General features: G+C 37.8%; 19 protein-coding genes. 13 read left to right on the top strand and 6 right to left on the bottom strand.

Going from position 1 to position 22,585, the window contains the following annotated elements; translation table 11 throughout:
• Nucleotides 1-2,469 carry a DNA internalization-related competence protein ComEC/Rec2 gene (locus AC07WY_RS05575; RefSeq protein ID WP_494735904.1) on the top strand — a complete coding sequence of 823 codons (2,469 nt, stop codon included), beginning with the start codon at nt 1-3 and terminating at the stop codon, nt 2,467-2,469.
• On the opposite strand, the gene AC07WY_RS05570 is transcribed toward AC07WY_RS05575, so the two are convergent.
• Nucleotides 2,428-3,384, bottom strand: a complete 957-nt coding sequence (locus AC07WY_RS05570; RefSeq protein ID WP_494735903.1) for a lysophospholipid acyltransferase family protein — start codon at nt 3,382-3,384, stop codon at nt 2,428-2,430. The genes AC07WY_RS05575 and AC07WY_RS05570 overlap by 42 nt on opposite strands.
• Before the next feature lie 137 nt (nt 3,385-3,521).
• On the opposite strand from AC07WY_RS05570, the gene sppA reads away from it, so the two are divergent.
• The 3 genes from sppA to AC07WY_RS05555 all read left to right on the top strand — a co-directional run bounded on the left by sppA (nt 3,522) and on the right by AC07WY_RS05555 (nt 6,118).
• The gene (sppA, locus tag AC07WY_RS05565; protein WP_419336220.1) at nt 3,522-4,553 is read left to right on the top strand and encodes a signal peptide peptidase SppA; all 1,032 of its coding nucleotides are present in this window, start codon (nt 3,522-3,524) and stop codon (nt 4,551-4,553) included.
• A 317-nt stretch (nt 4,554-4,870) separates the two neighbouring features.
• Nucleotides 4,871-5,671 carry an alpha/beta fold hydrolase gene (locus AC07WY_RS05560; protein ID WP_262085565.1) on the top strand — a complete coding sequence of 267 codons (801 nt, stop codon included), beginning with the start codon at nt 4,871-4,873 and terminating at the stop codon, nt 5,669-5,671.
• Nucleotides 5,672-5,686: 15 nt separating this feature from the next.
• Nucleotides 5,687-6,118, top strand: a complete 432-nt coding sequence (locus AC07WY_RS05555; RefSeq protein WP_494735902.1) for a hypothetical protein — start codon at nt 5,687-5,689, stop codon at nt 6,116-6,118.
• A 109-nt stretch (nt 6,119-6,227) separates the two neighbouring features.
• Here AC07WY_RS05555 and purN read toward each other — a convergent pair whose 3' ends face one another.
• Both purN and purM read right to left on the bottom strand, forming a co-directional pair.
• Nucleotides 6,228-6,860, bottom strand: coding sequence for a phosphoribosylglycinamide formyltransferase (gene purN, locus AC07WY_RS05550; protein ID WP_262085567.1), 633 nt, complete (start codon nt 6,858-6,860; stop codon nt 6,228-6,230).
• Nucleotides 6,861-6,869: 9 nt separating this feature from the next.
• The gene (purM, locus tag AC07WY_RS05545; RefSeq protein WP_004721761.1) at nt 6,870-7,940 is read right to left on the bottom strand and encodes a phosphoribosylformylglycinamidine cyclo-ligase; all 1,071 of its coding nucleotides are present in this window, start codon (nt 7,938-7,940) and stop codon (nt 6,870-6,872) included.
• Nucleotides 7,941-8,075: 135 nt separating this feature from the next.
• On the opposite strand from purM, the gene cxpE reads away from it, so the two are divergent.
• The 7 genes from cxpE (at nt 8,076) to AC07WY_RS05510 (ending at nt 17,518) form a co-directional block, all read left to right on the top strand.
• Nucleotides 8,076-9,278: a chloramphenicol efflux transporter CxpE gene (cxpE, locus tag AC07WY_RS05540; protein ID WP_262085568.1), complete on the top strand. Its 1,203-nt coding sequence runs from the start codon at nt 8,076-8,078 to the stop codon at nt 9,276-9,278.
• Nucleotides 9,279-9,293: 15 nt separating this feature from the next.
• On the top strand, nt 9,294-10,001 hold the full coding sequence (gene hda, locus AC07WY_RS05535; protein ID WP_004721759.1) for a DnaA regulatory inactivator Hda: 708 nt from the start codon (nt 9,294-9,296) through the stop codon (nt 9,999-10,001).
• Nucleotides 10,002-10,172: 171 nt separating this feature from the next.
• A complete protein-coding gene (gene rbtA, locus AC07WY_RS05530) occupies nt 10,173-11,984 on the top strand; it encodes a rhombotarget A (RefSeq protein WP_494735901.1) in 1,812 nt (603 codons plus the stop codon).
• 10 nt (nt 11,985-11,994) lie between these two features.
• Nucleotides 11,995-14,430 (top strand): CSLREA domain-containing protein, encoded by a 2,436-nt coding sequence (locus AC07WY_RS05525; protein ID WP_494735900.1) that lies wholly within the window; start codon nt 11,995-11,997, stop codon nt 14,428-14,430.
• Nucleotides 14,431-14,638: 208 nt separating this feature from the next.
• Nucleotides 14,639-15,421 carry a tellurium resistance protein gene (locus AC07WY_RS05520; protein ID WP_262085571.1) on the top strand — a complete coding sequence of 261 codons (783 nt, stop codon included), beginning with the start codon at nt 14,639-14,641 and terminating at the stop codon, nt 15,419-15,421.
• Nucleotides 15,422-15,430: 9 nt separating this feature from the next.
• A complete protein-coding gene (locus tag AC07WY_RS05515; protein ID WP_262085572.1) occupies nt 15,431-16,555 on the top strand; it encodes a toxic anion resistance protein in 1,125 nt (374 codons plus the stop codon).
• A gap of 45 nt (nt 16,556-16,600) precedes the next feature.
• Nucleotides 16,601-17,518 carry a hypothetical protein gene (locus AC07WY_RS05510; RefSeq protein ID WP_262085573.1) on the top strand — a complete coding sequence of 306 codons (918 nt, stop codon included), beginning with the start codon at nt 16,601-16,603 and terminating at the stop codon, nt 17,516-17,518.
• A 102-nt stretch (nt 17,519-17,620) separates the two neighbouring features.
• On the opposite strand, the gene AC07WY_RS05505 is transcribed toward AC07WY_RS05510, so the two are convergent.
• Complete coding sequence (locus AC07WY_RS05505; RefSeq protein WP_004721747.1) at nt 17,621-18,241, bottom strand: DsbA family oxidoreductase; 621 nt, start codon at nt 18,239-18,241, stop codon at nt 17,621-17,623.
• Nucleotides 18,242-18,649: 408 nt separating this feature from the next.
• Here AC07WY_RS05505 and ahpF point away from each other — a divergent pair, with 408 nt between their 5' ends.
• The gene (gene ahpF, locus AC07WY_RS05500; protein ID WP_434277798.1) at nt 18,650-20,215 is read left to right on the top strand and encodes an alkyl hydroperoxide reductase subunit F; all 1,566 of its coding nucleotides are present in this window, start codon (nt 18,650-18,652) and stop codon (nt 20,213-20,215) included.
• A gap of 177 nt (nt 20,216-20,392) precedes the next feature.
• Here ahpF and AC07WY_RS05495 read toward each other — a convergent pair whose 3' ends face one another.
• The gene (locus tag AC07WY_RS05495; RefSeq protein ID WP_494735899.1) at nt 20,393-21,049 is read right to left on the bottom strand and encodes an FMN-dependent NADH-azoreductase; all 657 of its coding nucleotides are present in this window, start codon (nt 21,047-21,049) and stop codon (nt 20,393-20,395) included.
• Nucleotides 21,050-21,202: 153 nt separating this feature from the next.
• On the opposite strand from AC07WY_RS05495, the gene AC07WY_RS05490 reads away from it, so the two are divergent.
• Nucleotides 21,203-22,060, top strand: coding sequence for a LysR substrate-binding domain-containing protein (locus AC07WY_RS05490; protein ID WP_081407376.1), 858 nt, complete (start codon nt 21,203-21,205; stop codon nt 22,058-22,060).
• A gap of 272 nt (nt 22,061-22,332) precedes the next feature.
• Here AC07WY_RS05490 and AC07WY_RS05485 read toward each other — a convergent pair whose 3' ends face one another.
• Complete coding sequence (locus AC07WY_RS05485) at nt 22,333-22,584, bottom strand: YfhL family 4Fe-4S dicluster ferredoxin (RefSeq protein ID WP_004721738.1); 252 nt, start codon at nt 22,582-22,584, stop codon at nt 22,333-22,335.
• Between the last annotated feature and the right edge of the window lies 1 nt (nt 22,585).

Raw genomic sequence — 22,585 nt, 5'->3', positions numbered from 1 at the left:
ATGTACATTGCTTTAATCGGATGGATATTGGGTATCTCGTTTATGGGATATTATTCACCCGCTTATTTAAATCTCTTGATCTGGATCAGCTTAGTATTAAGTCTTGTGCTATGTGTATGTCGATGCTTAAACGATAGCTTGATCAATTCTGTTGTATTTAAGTTGGTTTCTCTTAGTGTAGTGGGGATATCAAGTGGTCTCCTTGGTTTTTATTATGCAGATTCCGCACTCGAAAAAAGATTAAATTTACGTGATACACCACCTCATCAAATTGAAAAAATTATTTATATTTCTAACATAAATAGCATTAAGCAAACAGACACATCCCCCAATACTCAATTGCCAAAAGCTCAACAGCGTATCCAACAAAAAGTATTGCTACTCGAACCCAACAAAGTCAGACAAATGTTGATGTATCTGGATGGCTCACAGTCTGAGCTGATCCAGCTGGGACAATATTATCGGGTCACAGGGCACATCAAACCGATTCATGGTTATGCTGTAGCTGGGGTGTTTGATAAAGAAAAATGGTTTCTACAAGAAAATATTCTGGCTGTATTCAAGCCCCAGTCGGTTGAACATATCGATGAAAATCAAGTGAAGCAATTGGGCTATAGCAGCTTTGTTGAGCAACAAAATAGCGTGCGATATAGAATTCAACTTAGTATCGAGAACTTACGTTTAAAGTTTCGCGATTTAATTGCTGATTCTTCATTAAAAAATAAGGGTTTAGTCCTCGCATTATTGACAGGGGATGAAAGTCTCTTGGCAAATGAAACTCAAGACCTGTTTAAGACCATGGGTATTTCCCATTTACTTGCAATCTCTGGGCCGCACGTATTAATTTTTGCAACATTGTTTTGCTTTCTATTTAATTCAATCATTAAAAAAGTTTATCCACAGATTTTTTTGAATATTCCACAACCTTATTTATTGGTTTATCCATTTTTAGCCTGTGTGGTGTTTTATAGTGCTTTTGTTGGTTTTGAAATTCCTGCATTAAGAACCATGCTAACAGTCTCAATTCTAAGCGTTATTATTTTATTCAAGCAAAAAATCCAACCACTTAAACATTTATTATTGACGGCCAGTATTTTATTGCTGCTTGATCCTTTTAGTATTTTATCTTCTGCTTTTTGGCTGTCCTTTGGTTCCTGTTTTATTTTGATTCGCGTCTATCAAACAGTTCAACAACATGCTCTCCCAACTGTAGAGACATGGAAGACCAAGGCCAAGCTATTTATACGGGTATTGATTGATTCCCAATGGAAAATATTTATTGCATTACTGCCAGTGGTGCTGTGGATTTTTCAACAATTTTCGTGGATTACACCCTTGAGCAATTTGCTTGCAATTCCAATGATCGGTGCACTGATTGTTCCCATTGAAGTTTTGGCCGCATGTATAAGTATGCTGTTTGAACCTTTAGGATTATGGCTCTTTAAAATTTCTGATCTTTTATTGTCTATATTGCTGTACCTACTGGAAAGATTAAATCAGCTGCTCAATTTTAAACTGAATTGGTGGGCATTTAATTCGCTAGAAATTGTTTGCATCGCTTTGGCTGCTTTTATTTTATTTTTGCCCAAAGGTGTACTGCCAAAATTTTGGGCAATACTTTGTTTAATCCCCTTAGTGATCTCGCATAAGAGTTCTGCAATCTTTCAACTGGATATCATAGATGTCGGGCAAGGGCAGGCCATTTTTTTAAACCTCCCCCAACATAAAATGCTGATTGATACAGGCGGTTCATTTGATGAAGCAAGATTTAGTATCGGTAAAAATGTCATCATTCCATATCTGATGCGACAAGGGATTGCTCAATTGGATCAGGTAGTTTTGACGCATTTAGATCAAGACCATAGTGGTGCATTTGCAGAAATAGAGAAAGTGATCAAAATAAACAAAGTCTATTCAAATGAAACAGATGCACGTTTTAACCTGCATGATTTTGACTATTGCCATCAAGGACAATATTGGCAATATGAAGATGTTCGAATTTCCGTCTTAGCGCCTACTAAAAATAGCCTAAGTAAAGCTGCCTATGATCGAAATGAACTGTCTTGTGTGATCTATATCCAAGTCCCTCGGTCAAAGTCATATCAAAACTTTTTATTGATGGGGGATGCTGGTTGGGAAACAGAATTTAATTTGTTAACACAATATCCCGATTTAAAGGTCGATGTCTTAGTACTAGGTCATCATGGCAGTAAAAATAGTTCTTCTTATGCCTTTTTAGAGCAGTTACAACCTAAACTTGTGATTGTATCGGCTGGATATGCCAACCGTTATGGCCATCCACATCCGATTGTATTGAAACGGTTAGACGTGTTGAACATTCCAGTCAAAACCACGATAGAACAAGGTTCTATTCAATTTAAACTAAATCCGCAAGGGCAGATAGAGGTGACTGGTTATCGCCAAACTTTAAAGTGGCTCACTTTCCGTGATCGCATCATTGCGGACTGAATTGACCATTTCCATGGCTTCTTTATTGGAAACATTATAAATCTGTTTAAGTTTTGGATGAGCTTTAAAGCGTTTATAACTCCAGTGATAATGTTCTGGGTATTGGCAGATTAATTTTTCCAGTGCAGTGTAAATCATATGCGTACCTTGATTGGCATCCACCTGATAGATCTTTTCATCAATCGGCTGAACCACCATATCAAAACCCTGATTGTCGTTTCGGATTGCATATAAGAAAAGTGCTTTGGATTTGGTCTTTTGGATCAGTTTGGCACTTAAATTACTTGAGGAGAGCGGAATTCCAAAATATTTAATCAGTTCTCCACCTTGGTGAGGTGAATGGTCAGGCAAAATCACGGTTGTACCACCTTGTTTTAACGCCCTAAATATTTGTCGTACACCAGATTCATCTGTTGGAACTAAGCTGGCATTTTCACGACTTCGCGCTGCACGTACAAAACGATCCGCACTCTCATCCTTAATCGGTTCATACATAATGGTCATTTGGGTATATTGGGCAAACCATGCATTCATAATTTCCCAAGTACCAAAATGAGGCACGATTAGTACGAGGCCTTTTTTTGCAGCAATGGCCTCATGAAAATAGTTTTCACCTTCAACATGATGAATACGATCGATATTTTTTTGATTGGAACTACCCCAAACCGTAAAGAACTCCATATAAGATTGGAGTTCGTTACGAATAGCCTGTTCTGTAATTTTCTCGCGTTTAGGTTTATCAAGATCTGGAAAGCAAATTTCAATATTTAGACGAATGGTTTCAGATGTTTTTGTGATATGTAATAAATTGACCAGTCCTGCCAAAATACGCGCGATAAAGCGCGCGATTGGGATCGGCAGTCGACTGAAAAAATTGAGGAGTCGCGAAGTTGTAGTCTTATGTTTATCAGTCATCTGGATCTAAAATTAATGCAGAAGTTAAGTAATGGTGAGATTTAGCTAATTATTATAAGTTAAATCGTAATGATTAAATAGATTATACGGATTCCGTGTATATAATGAAGCATGAATAATTAATTTGGATGGTATAAATGTCAGATTGGCCGCCGAAACCTCAAAATGACAATACAAATTTGAATTCCTCTGCGGGTCAACAGCCTACAGGACAGGAATGGAAGATCTTAGAGAAAGCTGTGCTTGCTTCAGTTGAAGAGCAACGTCGTACTCGTCGTTGGGGGATCTTTTTTAAAATACTCACTTTTCTTTATATTCTATTTGTCTTAGTTGCACTGGGTAAGAGTTGTTCATTATCTGGTTCAGATGATGGAACAATAACCTCAGAGAATCATTTGGGCGTCGTCAATATTGTTGGTACGATTGATTCAAGTAGTCAAGGCGTAAATAGTACTGATACGATTAAATCATTAAAGAAAGCCTTTGAAGCAAAGTCTGCTAAAGCTGTTGTATTGAATGTGAACTCACCGGGTGGATCACCAGTTCAGTCTGATGATATTTGGCAAGAGATTCAGTACCTTAAAAAACAAAATCCAGAGAAAAAAGTCTATGCTGTGATTGGTGATATGGGCGCTTCAGGTGCTTACTATATTGCATCAGCAGCAGACGAAATTTGGGTGAATCCATCGAGTTTGGTGGGGTCAATCGGTGTGATTATGCCGAATTATGGTGTAAATGGTTTAGCCCAAAAATTAGGTGTTGAAGACCGCACCATGACTTCGGGAAGCAATAAGGACATACTCAGTATGACCAAGCCGATTAATCCAGAACAACGTGCGCATATTCAAGCTTTATTGGACAATGTCCATGATCACTTTATCGACGCTGTGAAACAAGGTCGTGGTGAAAAGCTAAAATCGAAAGATCCAGCGATTTTCTCTGGCTTATTCTGGACAGGTGACCAAGCTATTAAATTGGGTATCGCAGATAAAGCAGGAAATATTGAAACATTGAAACGCGAATTAAAAGTGAAAAAGACAGTCAATTATACAGTTGAGCGTAGCCCATTTGACTCCGTTCTAGGCCGTTTAGGTTCAGAAATGGGGAATGGCTTAGGTGAAGCTGTGAGCCAAAAACTTGGTGTGAACCAAGATGTGAAAATGCAATAGTCTAGGTTTTATCGATCAGTAAACAGTAATATAGCAGTAGCATTGCTGTTTACTGATCCAACCTGTATGAAGTAAAAACAAAGTGTATGAAAAAAAGAAAAATTAAGCCAAACAAAATCTTAAAGCTCTATTTTCTTGTTACCTTAAGCCTTTATAACTGCTTTAAACCTGTTTAATTCATTTGAGTGGCATCGCTAAGTGCAAAACAAGAGCACGGAGTTCACTTAAAATGTTTAACTGAATCCTATTTATCAGCTACAGTATTTTCAATTCATCATATTTAGAGTGTAAAGCAAGACATGGTTAGCCTATCTCACATGAAACCTGTTATTCATTTTGCCCATGCCAATGGTGTGCCATCTCAAGTCTATACCAAACTGTTCGATTTACTGAAAGATCAATATGATGTGATTTATGTTTCTTTATTGGGTACAGATCAACGTTATCCTATTGATAACAATTGGTCGAATTTTGCAGATCAAGTGATTGATAGTATTGTGCAACAGTCTAATGGACGTAAAGTGATTGGTTTAGGCCATTCATTAGGCGCTGTTTCAACCTTTTTGGCCTCATTTAAGCGCCCAGATTTATTTGAACAAGCAATTTTATTGGATCCTCCTTTGATTATGGGGACCGCCTCCTTTGTTTTTAATCTTGCAAAGAAATTTTATCCTCAAAAGATCGATGCAATGACACCAGCGCATCTCAGCATACGCCGTCGAGATCATTGGGAATCACGTCAGCAAGCCGCAGAGTTGTTACGTCCAAAGGGGTTTTATCAGCATTTTGATGCAGATTGTTTTCAGGCTTATATCGATTATGCGCTAACAGAAGACCATGTTCGTGGTGGCGTAACTTTAACTATTCCTAAGGATGTTGAAGTTGCAATTTTTAGAACAGGTCCTTCTTATTGGTGGTTACCGCATCCACAGCCAAAAGTTCCTGTAGATTTGGTGATTGGTTCAGAGAGTCCTTTTTTAAAACGTAAATTTCCACAAATAGCCAAAAAGAAATTTAATATTCCTTTTACCCTGACGGCTGGAGGGCATATGTTTCCGTTGGAACATCCAGTTGAAACAGTTGAATTAATTAAAAAGCTAATTCAACAGAATCGATGATTTTAGGTAATTTTTATGCAAATATTTAATGATTTGAGAATAAGTAGTGATGTTCTATTGGGATCCTACCAATTCGGACCAACACAGATCATTGATGTTGAATTTGATTTAGAAGTTGAAAAGCCTAAATTTGATGATTTTGCGATGTTGCTTCAATCCGCTGGAAATGTGATAGGAAAACTGACCCAGCAGAAATTAAGTGAACTTCAATCTCAGATTGCTAAAGAACTTACCGACGCTGCTTATATTGATATGGAAGCCGAGATTAGGCATCAGAGTCAACAAGTCTTAAAGGCGCAGTTATGTTTATACAAAATTTGCTTTTTTATCGAAGGCGTAACGAGTTTAATTTTTATTGCGCAAATGGACTATCCTGACTTGTGGATTTATTGTCAAATCAATACAGCGTTTGAAATTGAAGATATAGAGGTTTCTGAACCGCGTTAAATTATCGTTCAACTTTTTGTTTAGATAGCAGATTATAAAATTTCGTTTAGCCATAAAAAATGCATCCGAGGATGCATTTTTTTCGACAGTATTTGAAATCAAGCAATACTTAAAGCTGGCAAAATTGAATTGGCTGTTTAAGTGCTTGTCCCTTAAATAAAACCTGACCATTTTCCAAGTGTTGAATGGTGCCATTACAGATCCATTCAACTGCTTGAGGATAAATTAAATGCTCAAGTACATGTACACGTGCTGCAAGGGATTGCACATTATCATGTAGATCGACTGTTAAAACACCCTGAGTCAACGCTTGTCCAGCGTCTAACTCAGCAGTGACATAATGCACAGTACAACCATGTAAAATATCACCTGTATTTAAAACACGTTGATGTGTATACATGCCTTTGTAATGGGGCAATAGTGAAGGGTGGATGTTGACCATTTTCCCTTCCCATGCTTGGACAAATTTGGCACTGAGAATACGCATAAAACCAGCGAGAATGACTAAATCAACATCCCAATCCTGTAATTGTTGATGCATGACAGCATCAAAAGTTTCACGATCAGGATAGTGTTTATGCTCAATCACCGTGGTTGCAATGCCTGCTTTTGTAGCGCGTTCTAAGGCAAATGCTTCAGGTTTATTGGAAATGACCCCCACGATTTGCCCTGAAAGATTGGCATCAATCAAGGCTTGAAGGTTACTTCCACTGCCTGAGACAAGTACAGCAATTTTAATCATGTGAGAGACTTATGCAAAAATCACACGAATTTTTTCATCTGCACCTTCAATAGAAGCCGCATTTTCTTGAATATGACCAATTGTCCATGCTTTTTCGCCTTGAGCAGTCAAAACTTCAATAGTTTTGTCAGCATCAGCAGCATCAACTGCGATGACCATACCCACACCACAGTTAAATGTGCGGTACATTTCAAATTGTTCTACAGCACCTTCACGTTGTAAAAGTTTGAACAATTCAGGCCATTGCCAAGAGGATTCATTAATTACGGCTTGAGCACCATTTGGAAGGACGCGAGGTAAATTACCAGGTAAACCGCCGCCTGTGATGTGTGCCATTGCATGGACATCAACTTGTTTGCACAGTTCAAGTACTGGTTTTACATAAATACGTGTTGGTTCCATTGCAACATCTGCAAGCGGACGACCATCTACAATTTGAGTTAAATCGACATTTTTTACGTCTAAGATTTTACGAAGTAAAGAATAACCATTTGAGTGCGCGCCAGAAGAGGCTAAGCCGATAAGAACATCACCTGCTTTTACTTTCGTACCATCAATGATTTTACTTGCTTCAACCACACCCACAGAGAAACCTGCGAGGTCATAGTCTTCACCTTCATACATTCCTGGCATTTCAGCAGTTTCACCACCGACCAATGCGCAGCCTGCAAGCTCACAACCTTTACCAATACCCGTCACAACATTTGCAGCAACATCAACATTTAAATGTCCAGTTGCGTAATAATCGAGGAAAAATAGAGGTTCAGCACCACATACAAGAAGATCGTTTACACACATTGCAACCAAGTCTTGACCAATCGTGTCATGACGATTTAAGTTCAATGCTAAACGTAATTTTGTACCGACACCATCTGTACCAGATACAAGAACAGGTTCTTCATAACCTTTAGGGATTCTGCAAAGTGCGCCGAAGCCGCCTAAACCACCCATTACTTCAGGGCGTGTTGTACGTTTAGCGACAGATTTGATTCGATCGACAAGTGCGTCGCCCGCTTCAATATCGACACCAGCGTCTTTATAGCTTAAACCAGTGTTTGGGGTAGAAGTTGAGTTGCTCATAATTGAAGTCTCCGCATTCGCGCGGGGATTATACCCGAATATACGAAACTCTTATGTTATTTCTGCACTAAAATGCTATCTTTATGAAAATATTTTCCCCTCCATAACGAATAAATTTGAAAAAGGCGTGATTCGATGCACGATCGGACTTTAAAACGAATTTTTATCCTTGCTGGAATTGCTTTAGTTTTATGGATTTTATATTTATTAAAACCTGTAGTGATTCCTTTTGTTGCGGCTTTTCTGGTTGCCTATTTATTTAGTCCAGTGGTGGATAAGCTGTCTAAATTTTTACCAAGGTGGCTCTCTATCTCAGTGGTATTTATTGGAATAGGTGTGTTACTGACTTGGGCAATATGGTTTGTCGTGCCCTTGGTTTGGAAACAATTAATTTATGCCCGTGACAGTATTCCTGCGGGAATCCATTGGGTGAATTCTACTTTCCTACCGTGGTTATCCAACAATTTCAATGTTGAACATATGGAATTGGATACAGACCAAATTTCTAAAGTAGTAATGGAGTATGTTCAGACCAACTATAGTGCGGACAGTATCCAAGCGATGGCTTTAAAAATTGCCCAATCTGGACTGAGTTTTATTTCGATCGGCGGAACAATTGTTTTAATTCCAATTATTGCATTCTATTTCCTGCTTGATTGGAATCGGATGTTGGAACACTTAAAAAGTTTTATTCCTCGTCAATATGAAAGCAATGTACTTAAAATTGTTGGAGAATGTCATAGCGTTTTGGGGGCTTTTGTTAAAGGACAGTTCCTTGTAATGATTTTATTGGGAATCGTCTATGCCGTGGGCTTGCAATTGGTGGGGCTAGAGGTTGGATTAATTATCGGTATGATTGCGGGGCTGTGCAGTATCATTCCATATCTTGGCTTTGGTGTCGGAATTATTGCGGCAGTGATTGCCTGTTTTTTCCAGTTTGGTCTAGATCCAAAACATTTATTAATGGTTCTGGCCGTATTTGGTGTAGGGCAGCTCATCGAAGGATATATTCTTCAACCGTTCTTATTGGGTGATAAAATTGGTTTATCTCCTGTAGCTGTGGTATTTGCAGTACTTGCTGGGGCTCAGTTGGGGGGCTTTGTGGGGATGTTGATCGCACTGCCAGTTGCCGCTGTTATTGTGGTTTTACTCAAGCATCTCAAAGATTTATATCAAGAAAGTCAGTTCTTTAAAGCAGAGGATACTTTAGTGACCATACAAAATAATGGCACTACTGAAACAATTTCAGTCGAAAGCGACAAAGTTGATCTTGATATTGAAGTTAAAAACACGCAAGATACTGATCAATCGATTAAAAATGATCAAAATCCACTTTAGGAATGATTTGAATATATGCGTCAATTACAGTTGGATATAGAACCACAACTGGATGCCAGAATTAGTGATTTTTCTGGGCCAGGTTGGGGACCTGTAATTGATGCTGTGCGTCAGCTTCATGCAGGGCTGATGAATCGTTTCTACATCTATGGTGGTGCTGGAACTGGAAAAAGTCATTTACTCACGGCGATTTGCGATTCTTATTTAGAGATTGGCAAATCTGCGATTAAAGTATCGCTCTTAGAATTACTTGATGCGCCCATAGAGGCAATTACCTCATTAGAAAGCTATGATTTGGTTGCCTTGGATGATATCGAGGCCATTAGTGGTGTACCGCATTGGCAAAAAGCGGTATTTCATCTGATTAATAACAATAACGAAGATGGCGGACAGTTGGTGTTTTCATCAAGATTTGCGCCGATAGAATTAAAGCTAGAATTACCAGACCTACAATCTCGCCTTACTCAGGCAGTCAGTGTAAAAGTACCGAGTGGACAGTCCTATGCAGATCGACATGCTTTATTGCATTCTGTGTTGGAACGTCGGGGTGTACATTTTGACCCACAAATAACGGAATATTTGCTATTACATGGGCCACATCAAACGAGTACACTACTTCAGTCTGTTGAACAGCTAGAAAAGTTATTAAAGGGTGAGAAGACTAAATTATCTCATGCAACTTTAAGACAGCTCTATGCATTGATTGATGAATATCGACAATAGTTGATTTTTACTATTGTTGAGTGCGCGTAACACAAGAAGTGAAGTCAATAGATCGGCCGATGAAAATTCTTGAGAATTTTTATCGTGTGTGACAAAGTACGCAAAAAGGACTGATAGCAAAGCGTAATGCTGGCTAATAAGAAATAATTAAAAGAAATCAAGGAGACTATAATGCTCAAACGGGGCATAGGCTTAGGATTATTATGTATTACTGGTCAGGCATTTAGTGCAAATATTACTGTGACTACCACAGACGATATTGTAAAAGCTGATAATCAGTGTTCATTAAGAGAAGCAGTTGAATACGTCAATCAGGGAATGCCTGAAGCTGGCTATAATGGTTGTGGTGGCGGCAAAGAGGTGACTGCAAAAATTATATTACAAGGCAATAAAGAGTATTCACTGAATAAGCAAATCCGAATATTAAAGGATGTCGCATTTGGTTCGACCTATGAAAGTAACGTAAATAATACACAAACGCTTGTAGGTAAAAACAATGCCATTATTAAAATGGTTGGAAAAGAACGTTTATTTCAGATCGAAAAAGATATAGATGAGAAAGCAGAGACACCACCTGCAATGCTGAAGGTTTCATTTGATGAAATTACCTTAAAAGGTTGTGGTCAAGAGCTATGTGCTCAGCAAGGCGGTCTGATCTATAACAAAGAAGCATTGGGGATAAGTAATAGCCAGCTTTTAGATGGTCATGCTGAAGAAGGTGGTGCAATCTATAATGCAGGCATTTATGCTGCGAATACCGCATTAAGTATCGTTGCTATTAACAAGACCTTAATCAAAGGCAATAAAGCAGAAAAAGGTGGTGTAATTTATACTGAATTACCTGCATTTGTTATCACACAATCATTGATTCGAGATAATGAAGTTACTGATGCTACAAGTTCAAACTTTGAAACACAAAATCAATTTTCTGAAGATGCACTAAAAGCCTTTGGTTCTACTGCGCCCTATGGGATTGAAAATAGTACGATTTTTAACAATAAAGGCTATGTGGTTAAAGTCTACGATGCTATGCAGCTCAATAATATCACCATGATCCTCAATAGTATGGGCCTTATTGTAGACGCCCCTCAAAAGAAAGGTTTTGTTGCAAATAGTATTATTGCCAAAAATGGTACACAAGATTGTACGATTGTGTCTGGTGGTGAAGCAGAACAGATCAGTAATAATCTCTATTCTTCAGGATGTACTGGTTTTAAATCTACAGCCTTAGGTAATGCACAACTGATTGCTGGAAGTACCACAGAAGGCAAGTGTGACTATAGTACCAATGGGATTTTATGCCCATTTGCTGAGGCGCCTACGGTAGCTTTAGGTTATTTCTTACCACGAATTTTACCAAGTTATAATTCAGCTGAAGATTCTCTACTTATTAACCATGGCCCAGAACCTCAAGATAAGATAACACTTTGTTCATCTGTTGATCAGCGCGGGAAAAATCGAGATGTTAATTCAGAATTATGTGATCGTGGTGCTATTGAGTTGGTGATTAACACCTCAGATATTTCGACGGTGGGTCAAGATATTTTATATGGAGAAACAGCTAAATTTTCAATTTCAGATCAATTACAAGATGGCGAACTTGTCAGTGCTGAAAAGTGTAAACAAATTTTTAATCGTGAATTGGATGACAATGGTAAGCCTTGGCAAATTGGTTGCTTAAAAGTTATTCAAACCAATACCCCATCTAAAGGCACCATGACGATAAATCAGGCTGGTGATATTGTCTACACACCAAATAGTCGTTGGCAAGGTTCAGATGAATTTAAAATCAATGTAGTGACTTCAACTACAAGTTTTAATAAATCAGATAATCCTTATATTACGATCCCTGCGAGAATTGTACAAAGAAAACCTGATGACTTTAAGGACTATAAAGTAAAGACTTCTGGCGGAAGTTTAGGATTTCTTTCAATCATTGGATTGATCGGTTTAGCAGGCTATCGACGGATCAAATATAAGTAAAGGATTGCACATGAAAAACTATAAAAAAGGATTTCTGACACTTGTTGTATTGTCGACCATGTCATTGATGGCGGCAGATGATAAAACGATTTATGTGACCACCTTTGACGATGAAGATGGGACAAATCTTGATAAGTGTTCGTTAAGAGAAGCATTACGCGCTGCCGCCACACATAAAGCTTATGGTGGCTGTAGTGCAGGACAGGTTTATTCAACAGTACCCAATGTGATTCAGTTAGAAGCAGGTGAATATAAGTTGACTAAAGAGTTAAGACCTAACTCAGATGTTTCCATTGTTGGTAAAGAACCTGGTGACTATAGTCGCCCAGATGTATTGACCAATAATTTCCCTGCGGCAACCCCATTAAAAACCACAATTTCAGGTCAAGGAAACTCGCGTATTTTCAATACCATTTATGAAAATAAGCCGAGTTTAACGCTGAATGATTTGATTCTAAAAGATGGATCAAGTTTAAATGAGACCAATAACAGTGTGGGTGGTGCGATTTATGCTGGTGGTGCGACAACTTTAAATAACGTATCTATTCTGAATTCCAAAGCGAAAATTGGTGGTGCGATTTATTTAAACGATGTATCGAGCTCCCTGACTGTAAGTTATGGTCTATTTGATGGGAATACTGCGGACCAAGGCAGTGTACTTGGAATGACGTGTGCGGATAACTTGGTTTTTACAACACGAAATATTGCAGTGAGTGGTACGACTTTCATGAATAATGGTGCTGCAAATAGCTTAAGTATGTTTAGCTTTTGTGGGCAACCAGCAGTAACATTTACTGCAAATACCATGACCAAAAATACTGCAAGTGCCAGTCAAGGTAGCATCATCCAATTTAGCCAATTGACGCCACAAGGAAAGGTTAATTTTAGTGATAATTCTTCTTTGTCATTGGTCAGCAATACCATTGTAAAGAATGATGCTTGGGCAACCCTGCTGTATGGATTCAATGGTATAAAAGCATTGAGTAATAATATCTTGGCTTACAATACTGGGAAATCTTGCCGTTATGCAAATGGTGATGTGAGTAAGGTGGAAGGTTCAGGTGTTGTACTTGTTTATAATGCTTTAAAATTGGCTACTGGTGATGATCAGTGCGAAGTTGCAGAGGCTGTGACTAAAGAGGGCAAGGACCATTCACTGGATCTGGCTAATATTGAATTTTCAACTATTTTAAATGAATTAGAAGCACCAAGTGAATCTACAGGCTTTATGCCAATGTATTTTCCTAAAAATTTAGGTACAGACAAAGATCTTGTCGATATTGGTTATACAGGTTGTAGTGGCGTTGATCAGCGTGGTGTCACACGCGTGATTGCAGAAAACTCAAATGGTCAAAACGATGTAGCAAATTCATGTGATATTGGCTCTACAGAAGTGTTACGTTTAACCGCAAATAACTTAAGTTCAACCAATACCTCGGTCGTTGCTGCACTTAGCTCTTATCAAAACATCTTGGATAATTACAATAAGTTGATTGCTGACCCAGCAACCAAGCAAGATTATATTCCCTTTTATAAATTTCAGTCAGAGTTGTATAGTAATTTAATCAAATACACCAAATCAGATCAAAAGTATCGCACGATTTTTGTCGATCCTTTTGTAGCCAATCTGCCTGCAGAAATTATAACTAAAGATGCTACTGGTAAAGATGTTCGGGTGGTAAAACATTTAAGTGTGGACAATTATGACGTGATTGTAAAACCACTTGGTGTGGGTTTGTTGGATGGCAATAAAGTCTTTGCAGGTAAGGAAGATCCAAACTTTAAATGTGAGTGGAATCCAAACTTAAAGAGAATTATGTTATGGCGTATAGATGACAGTGTTACACCATCGGGTGATAATGAATTCTGTAGTTATCAACTTAAGTTAAAGACAGATCCAAACATTAGCTCTTCAGCCTATGTGATTGGAAGCTTTACTAATATTGCACCTATTGTAGAGGATAGTAGTTTTAAAATTGAATATAGCTCAACCAAAGCAATTGACGTAGATTTACTGCAATATGCCAATGATGATGGTGATGGTAATGCGGCTGCATTAACAGCGAAGCCGAATAAACCAAAATTTTATGTCAATACAGATGGGGTTGAATTACCTATTCGTATTGGAACAAATATCGATCCTGTCGTGATTACTGCTGATCGTAGCGGCCCTTGTCCTGGTAGCGATAGTAAATATACCTGCTATGGTGGTAAAGTCCATATTCAACTTAGAAATACACTTGATCCATTTAGCTATAAATTTACCTACTATGTGTATGATGCGGATGGTGTTATTTCTAATGCTGCAACTGTGAAATTAGAAAACTCAGGTACAGCGCCAGGAAGTACACGTACAAGTGGTGGTGGTTCATTGGGGTGGTTGAGTATTCTTGGATTGTTCGGGTTAACAGCTTATCGTTGTATGAGTAGACAACCAAAGCAATAACAGTCAAATCAATACATTTAAAATAATCATTTTTAACACATTGTGTTATAGCAAAAAGCCAGTTTCTAAAAACTGGCTTTTTGCTATCTGTATGTTTTTTGCTATTTGTATGGGCTTTCTTCCTAATTTGTATTATAAGTTTTAAATAGAAAGGGTTTGTTGATTGATTTCCCTTAAATCATTGAAAAGTTATTCATTTTGAACTGATATGAAGCAATTTACTGTACTTACACCGCTTGAACAGATCCCATGTAGTTCTGATGAATTACTTTCGATTAAAAGAAATGATTTGGTTCCACTACTCGATAATCAAACACGACTGAATTTGTATGCTGATCAGTTGATTCAAGCACAATCGGTACTGTTAAAAGCCATCGATCCAAGTTTGACGCAAAAGCTGAGTCAAATTATTGCACATATTATTCAGCAATTATCTGCATCCAAGAAAAAGCTAAATCAACGTAAATTCAATGCGATACAAAAATGGTTAGGTTTGGATTTGGAATTTAGTGTTGGACAAGTCAAATATTTAAATGATTTAGAAAGTTTAATTGATGAAGCCAAACATTTGAGTCAAAGATTACAAATCGAAATTCAAAAGTCGGAAGCAAGATTCCAACAAGCCAATGGCTTAAGAGAGCAAATGGCGAAATATATTCGTGCAGCGCAGGAATTTTTACATGAATATCCTGCTTTTGTACAACATCGTCATCCCTTGGATAATTTTGCAGATCGGCTGTCTAAGAAAGTCAATACGCTACAAACGCTACAAGCCAGTAATGATATTGCGTTAGCACAAATGCAGTTAACACAACAGCTTTCGTTGAGCTTACTTGATCGCTTTAATGAAGCTCAGCATGTCCTGATTCCTGCATGGCAATATCATGTCAAACAGAGTAGTGCGCAGAATTCTTTTACAACGACTGAAGAATTGGATAAAAGTCGTGATAAATTAATTCAATCATTAAAGAAATCATTAGAAAATAAATAGGATAGAAGTATGAGTGATTCGAATCATCAAGCATTAACTGAAAAATCCAATACGCCGTTGGAATTACAAAAGTTTGAACAATTGAATTTGAAAGAAATAGGTTTAAACACCGAAGATTTTAATGAGGTTGTTAATGCGCATAAAGACCTAGCCAATATTAATCATGCATCCGTAGCTGAATATGGTAAAAATATTGCGACCAAAACATCTTCATATACAGATGAATTACTCAACTTAGTCAAAAATAAAGACTTAGATGTGACTGGACAAAAATTAAATGAAGTTGTGCAAGTTGCTCAGCAATTGAATACATCCAGCATTTTGAATCAATCAAAAAACTCAGGATTTATTGGAAGCATACTCAGTAAGTTTAAAGGTGCTAAGCAAAGTTTCGATCAACATTTTAATACCACTAAAGAGCAAATAGATTCATTGGTCAAGGAAATTGAAACATCGCAAACAGGTTTAAAAGCACGGGTGGACACATTAGATCGTATGTTTAATGGAGTGCAAGAGGAATATCGACAACTGGGTATTTATATTGCTGCAGGCCGAATCAAGCAAGTTGAAGTGCAGCAAGAAATTGCGACTTTATCTCAGCAAGAGCAAGATCCTAAAATCAATCAGCGTGTTTATGACCTCAACCATTTAGCCAACAATTTAGAAAAGCGGGTCAGTGATTTACAAGTCTTGCAACAATCTGCAATGCAAACCTTACCGATGATTCGTATTATTCAATCCAATAATATGATGTTGGTTGATAAATTTTATGCCATTAAAAATATTACTTTACCTGCATGGAAAAACCAGATCAGCTTGGCGATTTCACTAAATGAGCAACGAAATAGCGTACAACTTGCCAACACGATTGATGATGCAACCAATGAGCTATTAAAACGCAATGCAGATTTACTTCATCAAAATTCTGTGGATACTGCCAAAGCCAATCAACGTTCAGTGATTGATATTGAAACACTTGAACATGTTCAAAATACCCTGATTAAAACTGTAAATGATGTCATTCAAATTCAGAAAGAGGGCATGCAAAAACGTGAAGAGGCTTCGACTCGGATTAAAGCGCTTCAATCGAATTTGCAACAGTTGGTATTAGATACCAGTACACATCAATCCTAAGCCAAAGCTTAAATCTTGGCACAATCTCATCTAAAGGTGTAAAGGTTGACTGAAAAAACTCAATATCCTGTAGATATTCAACAGATCGAACATGGATTAAAAATACTTCAGCGTCGAAAACGGAATTTGATGGTTTCGGCTGTGGTTTTATCCTCTGTGGGTATCGCAAGTTTAGTTTCTGTTTTTTTTCAACAGGAATTGGTTTTTAACTTATTTGGTGTGGCACAACAGGTTCATCAATTGCACTTGCCATATATTCTAGATCAGCAGTTAAGAGAATATATCCATCAACCAGACTATCTGATGAATGCATTGTCATGGTTGGGTTGGTTGATCTTAAAATTAATAGTGTCTTTTATTGGCGCATTTATTATTGTGGGTGTATTAAAAAAAATTCGCTTTTTTAAAGTGCGCTTTCAATCTTTTATCCTTAAATTTGTAGCATGGCTTTTATCCTTGATTATACTCTGGTCTGGTTTGACTTATGTGCAATATGATCTGAAAGATGATGAAGACAAGGAGTTAAAATCATTTATAAAGTATGATCAAAACATTCAGCAAAGCGCTATTTATCAATATCTGCAAAGATCGGATGCGCCGGAAACAGTACAAAGCTATTTATTGGCACAAACCGCGTTGATGCATAAACCAGTTGATAAGGTTGTGGCGACGGTTTACGCAGAAAAATTGATTAAAGCGGAGCAATCTGATTCGCGCTTTTTAGAATACGGCTTTAAACCTGAGCAATTATGGACAATTCAACATCAGGTATTTAATCGAGCGCTTTCCCCGATTGCGCAAGGTGTTGAAGCGCAAGTGGGTCGTGCAAGCTTTTGGTCGAACATTGTTGAAAAGGTTTTATGGGGAATTTCAGCACTCAGTTTATTTTTTAGCTTGATGATTTATGGGGTGGCAAGCCGAATTGCGAAACGTTTACATCGAATTGGTCATCGTATCGGTTAGTGCAACACTTTAAAGCTTATACTTTGTAGAAATACTGATAAAAAGCACTTTTGTGATGAGCAAAAGTGCTTTTTTATTGCTGTAAAATTAAATCTCGTTGTCCTAAGCGACATCTTTCGCTCGGTTGGTAATCAGGTCTTTCAGTTCTAAGGTATCAAAGGTTTTATCCCAAATTTCACCATCCACAATATAGTAAGGCGTTGGGTGTTTACCGAAACCTTGTACATAGTGGGTGATCTCAGTTTGTTTATCTGCGATTTCCTTATGTTGAATAGAACGTAGAACTTTCGTGCCATCCAAGCCCATACCTTCGATGATTTGTTTCAGTACTTCTGGGTTGGCAATGTCTTTACCATGGGCGAATATGGCGTGGAATAAAGCCTGCGTTAATGCGAATTGGTCAAAGATATTGTCTAAAGCCAATATCGCTTGATGGGCTAAACGGCTATTGGGCATACGCTTCATATGCTCAATATCTACGGTTAAATCTTGACTATAAGCCGCAAATTTTGCCATATCAAGTTTGCGATTGGCTTCTTTGGTTCCATATCTTTCAGTCAGGTATTGATAAACATCTAAGCCTTGTTCTGGAATTTCTGGTAAAACTTGCACAGGTAATAATTCGATTTTTTTCGCCATGGGTTGATTCCAATGTTGTTTGAGTTTTTCAAACGCCACATAACTCATTGGATAGACGATATCGAATACGAACTCTATTTTCATTGTTTTACCTCTTCACTTATTTATACAGGAATTGTGAATAAGTACACCTTGTTGTACTTAATTGGAGAAACCACAACATAAATTTAGCTTAAAACTTTGTGGCTTGGCTGCGCATGATTTTTTGTAGAGAGATGGTCGAAGAAATATTATTTTTGTTGAAAATTAATCTAATTTTAAGTTTCGAGGAAGTCGGGGGATGTCTATTGATTTTCTAGCCAATGCCCATATATATACCAGCATTAAAGAATTTAAATTTGAGAATAGGGGGATATGCTGATGAGAACGTGGCTGATTTTTGTTAAACTAAAAAACCGATTGATTTAATAAAAACAAACTGTTTTATCTATTTTTTAAATAGACGTAATATACATTCAACGAAAGAAATTTACTCCCTTGGAGATTGTTAGCATGTTAGATACAAATACTTCTGCTCAATTAAAAACATTGTTAGAGCGTCTTGAGAGCCCAATTGAAATTGTTGCTTCTTTAAATGGTTCTGATAAGTCAGACAAAATTAAAGAGTTGGTGACTGAAATTGCTGCGCTGTCAGATCAAGTGACTGCACGTTTCGATGGTCAGAATGATCGTAAACCGAGCTTTGGTATTGCAAAAGTAGGTGAACAACCTCGTGTATTCTTTGCTGGTTTACCGATGGGGCATGAGTTTACCTCGCTAATTTTAGCTTTATTACAAGTATCAGGTTATGCGCCAAAAGTTTCTGATGAAATCTTGGCTCAAGTCAAAGGTTTAAACCTGACTGCGAATTTTGATGTATTCGTTTCTTTAAGCTGTCATAACTGCCCAGATGTTGTTCAAGCACTTAACTTGATTGCAATTAATAATCCTGGCACTACAGCGACCATGATCGACGGTGCATTCTTCCAAGATGAGGTTGAAGAACGCAAAATCTTGGCTGTACCTATGGTTTTCCAAAATGGCGAACATATTGGTCAAGGTCGTATGACTTTGGAAGAAATCGTTGCGAAATTGGACAGCGGTGCTGCGGCTAAAGATGCTGAAAAGCTGAATGCTAAAGAAGCGTTTGATGTATTGGTGATTGGTGGTGGACCTGCTGGTGCAACATCTGCGGTATATGCTGCACGTAAAGGGATTCGCACAGGTATTGTTTCTGAGCGCTTTGGTGGTCAGGTCATGGACACCATGGATATTGAAAACTTTATCTCAGTACAAAAAACACAAGGTCCTAAGTTTGGTTCAGATATGGAAGCGCATGTACGTGAGTACGGTGTGGACATTATGAACTTACAAAAAGTGAAAAACATTGTTGGTGCGGATCAAACAACTAATGGTTTAGTTGAAGTTGAACTGGAAAATGGTGCAAAACTTGAATCAAAAACGGTCATCTTATCTACAGGTGCACGTTGGAGAGAGATGAATGTACCAGGTGAGAAAGAGTACAAAACACGTGGTGTTGCATATTGCCCACACTGTGATGGTCCATTATTTAAAGGCAAGAAGGTTGCCGTGATTGGTGGGGGTAACTCAGGTGTAGAGGCCGCAATTGATCTTGCAGGTATTGTTGAACATGTCACATTGATCGAGTTTGATACTCAACTTCGTGCTGACCAAGTGCTTCAAGATAAATTGAATAGTTTGCCAAATACCACGGTGATTTTGAATGCACTCTCTACAGAAGTGATTGGTGATGGCTCGATTGTGACAGGGTTGAAGTATAAAGACCGTGCAACAGACGAACTGCATACCATTGAACTTGCGGGAATCTTTGTACAAATTGGTTTATTACCAAACACAGATTTCTTAAAAGCAACTGCTGTAGAGCTTTCAAACCGTAATGAAATTGTGGTAAATGATCGTAATGAAACCAATGTAAAAGGTGTATTTGCTGCGGGCGACTGTACAACAGTGCCTTACAAACAAATCATCATTGCCGCTGGTGAGGGGGCAAAAGCGTCTTTATCTGCATTCGATTACATAATTCGTTCAGGTCAATAATCTTTCAATGATTACACGTTGAAAAGCAAGCCAAAGTGCCGTAATGAGCACTTTGGCTTGCCTTAACATTTATCTCATGTTTTACCCTTGATAGGAATTGAGTTGCTAACAGCTCAATTCCTTTTTTTGTGTTGGAGATTGAATACTATTGAAGAGAGTTTGCGAAAATAAGCTTTGTTAATGTTGCAAATCTTGAACAAGCGCAATGGTTTTTTGTTCTGCGGCTTGGATCGATTGCGCTAACAACTCGCCACCAAATTCCTGATACTCAATTGCGATTTTATGAAATTTTTCGATACCTATAAAATTGAATGCTGTTTTTATTGCGGGTTCAGCATGATTGGGAAATGGCGCATCAGCTGAATCGAAGTCATGCCCACCACGGGCAGAAAGGATAATCATGGTTTTTTGATGATCCAAAAGCCCTGAGTACGGTTGCTCTTTACTAAGATCAAATGAGTAGGTTTTATTCATTCTCACGATGTGATCAATATAGGCTTTTAGATGAGCAGGTGTGCCAAAGTTATACATCGGTACGCCAAGCACAATAATATCTGCCCAATGTAATTCTTCGATAAACTCATTGCTCAGTTGTAGGCGTTGTTGTGCCTTTTCTTCAGATTCTGCATAACCAAATTCAGAAATGATCCACTCTTCATCAATATAAGGGGGTGGATTTCGACCTAAATCACGATGTTTAACTTGCACAGATGAATCAATTTCATTCCATTGATCAATAAATAATTCGGTTAAGCGTCGGCTTAAAGAACCATGTGGGTGCGTACCTGAAATACCTGTTCTTAAACTAGTATCTATTTTTAGTATATTTGCCATGATCATTACTCAATTTGTTGTTTGTTCAAATTGATTTTTATAGAATATGAAAAAAACAACAAACGATAAAAATACATGTTATAACTGAATCTAATTCATTTATATTTTGCACGGTGATCTTCGGTGGTTTTGCATAATTCCTTGGAGCAATTGTTGGCTTTTCAGCATGTCGCTGAACAACTCAGTTTTAAAAAAGCAGCAGACCAATTGTTTTTAACACCTACCGCCTTAAGCCATCGTATCAAGAAGCTGGAACAGCAATTGAATATACAGTTATTCGAACGACGTACACGCTCGATTAGCCTAACGCCAGAAGGAGAGTATTTGCTTAAGCATGTACAGTCAGGTTTTGGACAGATTCAAACTGCTTTGTTTCAACTTGAGCAAAATAAACAAAGATTATTTACCATTACGACAACACCATCCTTTGCAAGTGAGTGGATTATTCCCTATTTGCCAGAGTTACAAAGTCGTTTTCCCAATATTATGTTTCGGGTACATGCGAGTTATGACCTCATCAATATGACGTCTGGTCTCTATGATTTAGCGATTCGGTATGGTTCAGGGGGCTATCAAGATGTTGATGCAGAATTATTTGCAGTTGATGAATATGTAGCTGTCGGGCATCCCTCTTTGGATATTGCAACTATGAACTGGACGACTGTGCCATTGATTCACTTTACCTGGGGAGACGAATACTGTCCAAATCGAGTCAATTGGCAGAAATGGTTTGAAAAACAAGGCTTACATATTCAAGCAGGGCAAGCGCAGGTATTTTATACGCAAGAAAGTCATGCAATTCAGGCTGTATTGTCTGGACAGGGTATTGCATTATTAAGCCGCATTTCGATTGCCAATGATTTACAACAAGGGCGGCTGAAAATTGTATCCCCATGTGTTGAAACGGCATGGAATTACTATTTTTTAACTTTGCCAGATGCTGATTTTATTGTGAATGAAGTCAAACAGTGGTGTAAGGAGAAGTTTTCGCAAAATTTTGCCCATGAATGAAGATCTGTGATTTTTATCATCGCTTAGCTTTTTGCTTATATTGCCTATCTTGAAATTAAAGATTAAATCAAACAGAAATTTTTAAATAAGAAAAAAGCCAAAGTGTTCCCCAAATACACCTTGGCTTTTCCCTAATGTTGTTGTTTTCCCCTTTTCATGAGCTGTGTTGCCATACAGCTCAGCTCCATTTTCTTTATTGTTATTATTATCTGAACCTATGCGTTAACTAAGCAAAATACGTTCCAAGATTAGAATTGGTGTGGCATTTTGTCTTAGCCAAACAAACTTAGATAATGAAAGCGATTTAATAATTGTGCTTTGCTTTCTATATGTTGTGGATTTTGAACAATACATTCAATTGGACAGACATCCACACAGGTTTGATGTTCATAAAATCCGACACATTCAGTACAACGCTGTGTATCAATTTCATAGAACTTTTCGCCTTCAAAAATTGCCTGATTGGGGCATTCTGGTACACACATATCACAATTGATGCACTGGTCTGTAATCATTAAAGCCATT

This window comes from Acinetobacter sp. GW821-FHT01C12 (assembly GCF_059422625.1).
This window is presented reverse-complemented; position numbering and strand designations above follow the sequence as displayed.

Excerpts from the sequence above, each read along its gene's own strand:
- purN (WP_262085567.1), bottom strand. The coding sequence starts at position 6,860 with ATGATTAAAATTGCTGTACTTGTCTCAGGCAGTGGAAGTAACCTTCAA.
- AC07WY_RS05575 (WP_494735904.1), top strand. The coding sequence starts at position 1 with ATGTACATTGCTTTAATCGGATGGATATTGGGTATCTCGTTTATGGGA.
- AC07WY_RS05555 (WP_494735902.1), top strand. The coding sequence starts at position 5,687 with ATGCAAATATTTAATGATTTGAGAATAAGTAGTGATGTTCTATTGGGA.
- hda (WP_004721759.1), top strand. The coding sequence starts at position 9,294 with ATGCGTCAATTACAGTTGGATATAGAACCACAACTGGATGCCAGAATT.
- cxpE (WP_262085568.1), top strand. The coding sequence starts at position 8,076 with ATGCACGATCGGACTTTAAAACGAATTTTTATCCTTGCTGGAATTGCT.
- AC07WY_RS05525 (WP_494735900.1), top strand. The coding sequence starts at position 11,995 with ATGAAAAACTATAAAAAAGGATTTCTGACACTTGTTGTATTGTCGACC.
- ahpF (WP_434277798.1), top strand. The coding sequence starts at position 18,650 with ATGTTAGATACAAATACTTCTGCTCAATTAAAAACATTGTTAGAGCGT.
- AC07WY_RS05560 (WP_262085565.1), top strand. The coding sequence starts at position 4,871 with ATGAAACCTGTTATTCATTTTGCCCATGCCAATGGTGTGCCATCTCAA.
- AC07WY_RS05520 (WP_262085571.1), top strand. The coding sequence starts at position 14,639 with ATGAAGCAATTTACTGTACTTACACCGCTTGAACAGATCCCATGTAGT.
- purM (WP_004721761.1), bottom strand. The coding sequence starts at position 7,940 with ATGAGCAACTCAACTTCTACCCCAAACACTGGTTTAAGCTATAAAGAC.
- rbtA (WP_494735901.1), top strand. The coding sequence starts at position 10,173 with ATGCTCAAACGGGGCATAGGCTTAGGATTATTATGTATTACTGGTCAG.
- AC07WY_RS05495 (WP_494735899.1), bottom strand. The coding sequence starts at position 21,049 with ATGGCAAATATACTAAAAATAGATACTAGTTTAAGAACAGGTATTTCA.
- AC07WY_RS05515 (WP_262085572.1), top strand. The coding sequence starts at position 15,431 with ATGAGTGATTCGAATCATCAAGCATTAACTGAAAAATCCAATACGCCG.
- sppA (WP_419336220.1), top strand. The coding sequence starts at position 3,522 with ATGTCAGATTGGCCGCCGAAACCTCAAAATGACAATACAAATTTGAAT.
- AC07WY_RS05505 (WP_004721747.1), bottom strand. The coding sequence starts at position 18,241 with ATGAAAATAGAGTTCGTATTCGATATCGTCTATCCAATGAGTTATGTG.
- AC07WY_RS05570 (WP_494735903.1), bottom strand. The coding sequence starts at position 3,384 with ATGACTGATAAACATAAGACTACAACTTCGCGACTCCTCAATTTTTTC.
- AC07WY_RS05485 (WP_004721738.1), bottom strand. The coding sequence starts at position 22,584 with ATGGCTTTAATGATTACAGACCAGTGCATCAATTGTGATATGTGTGTA.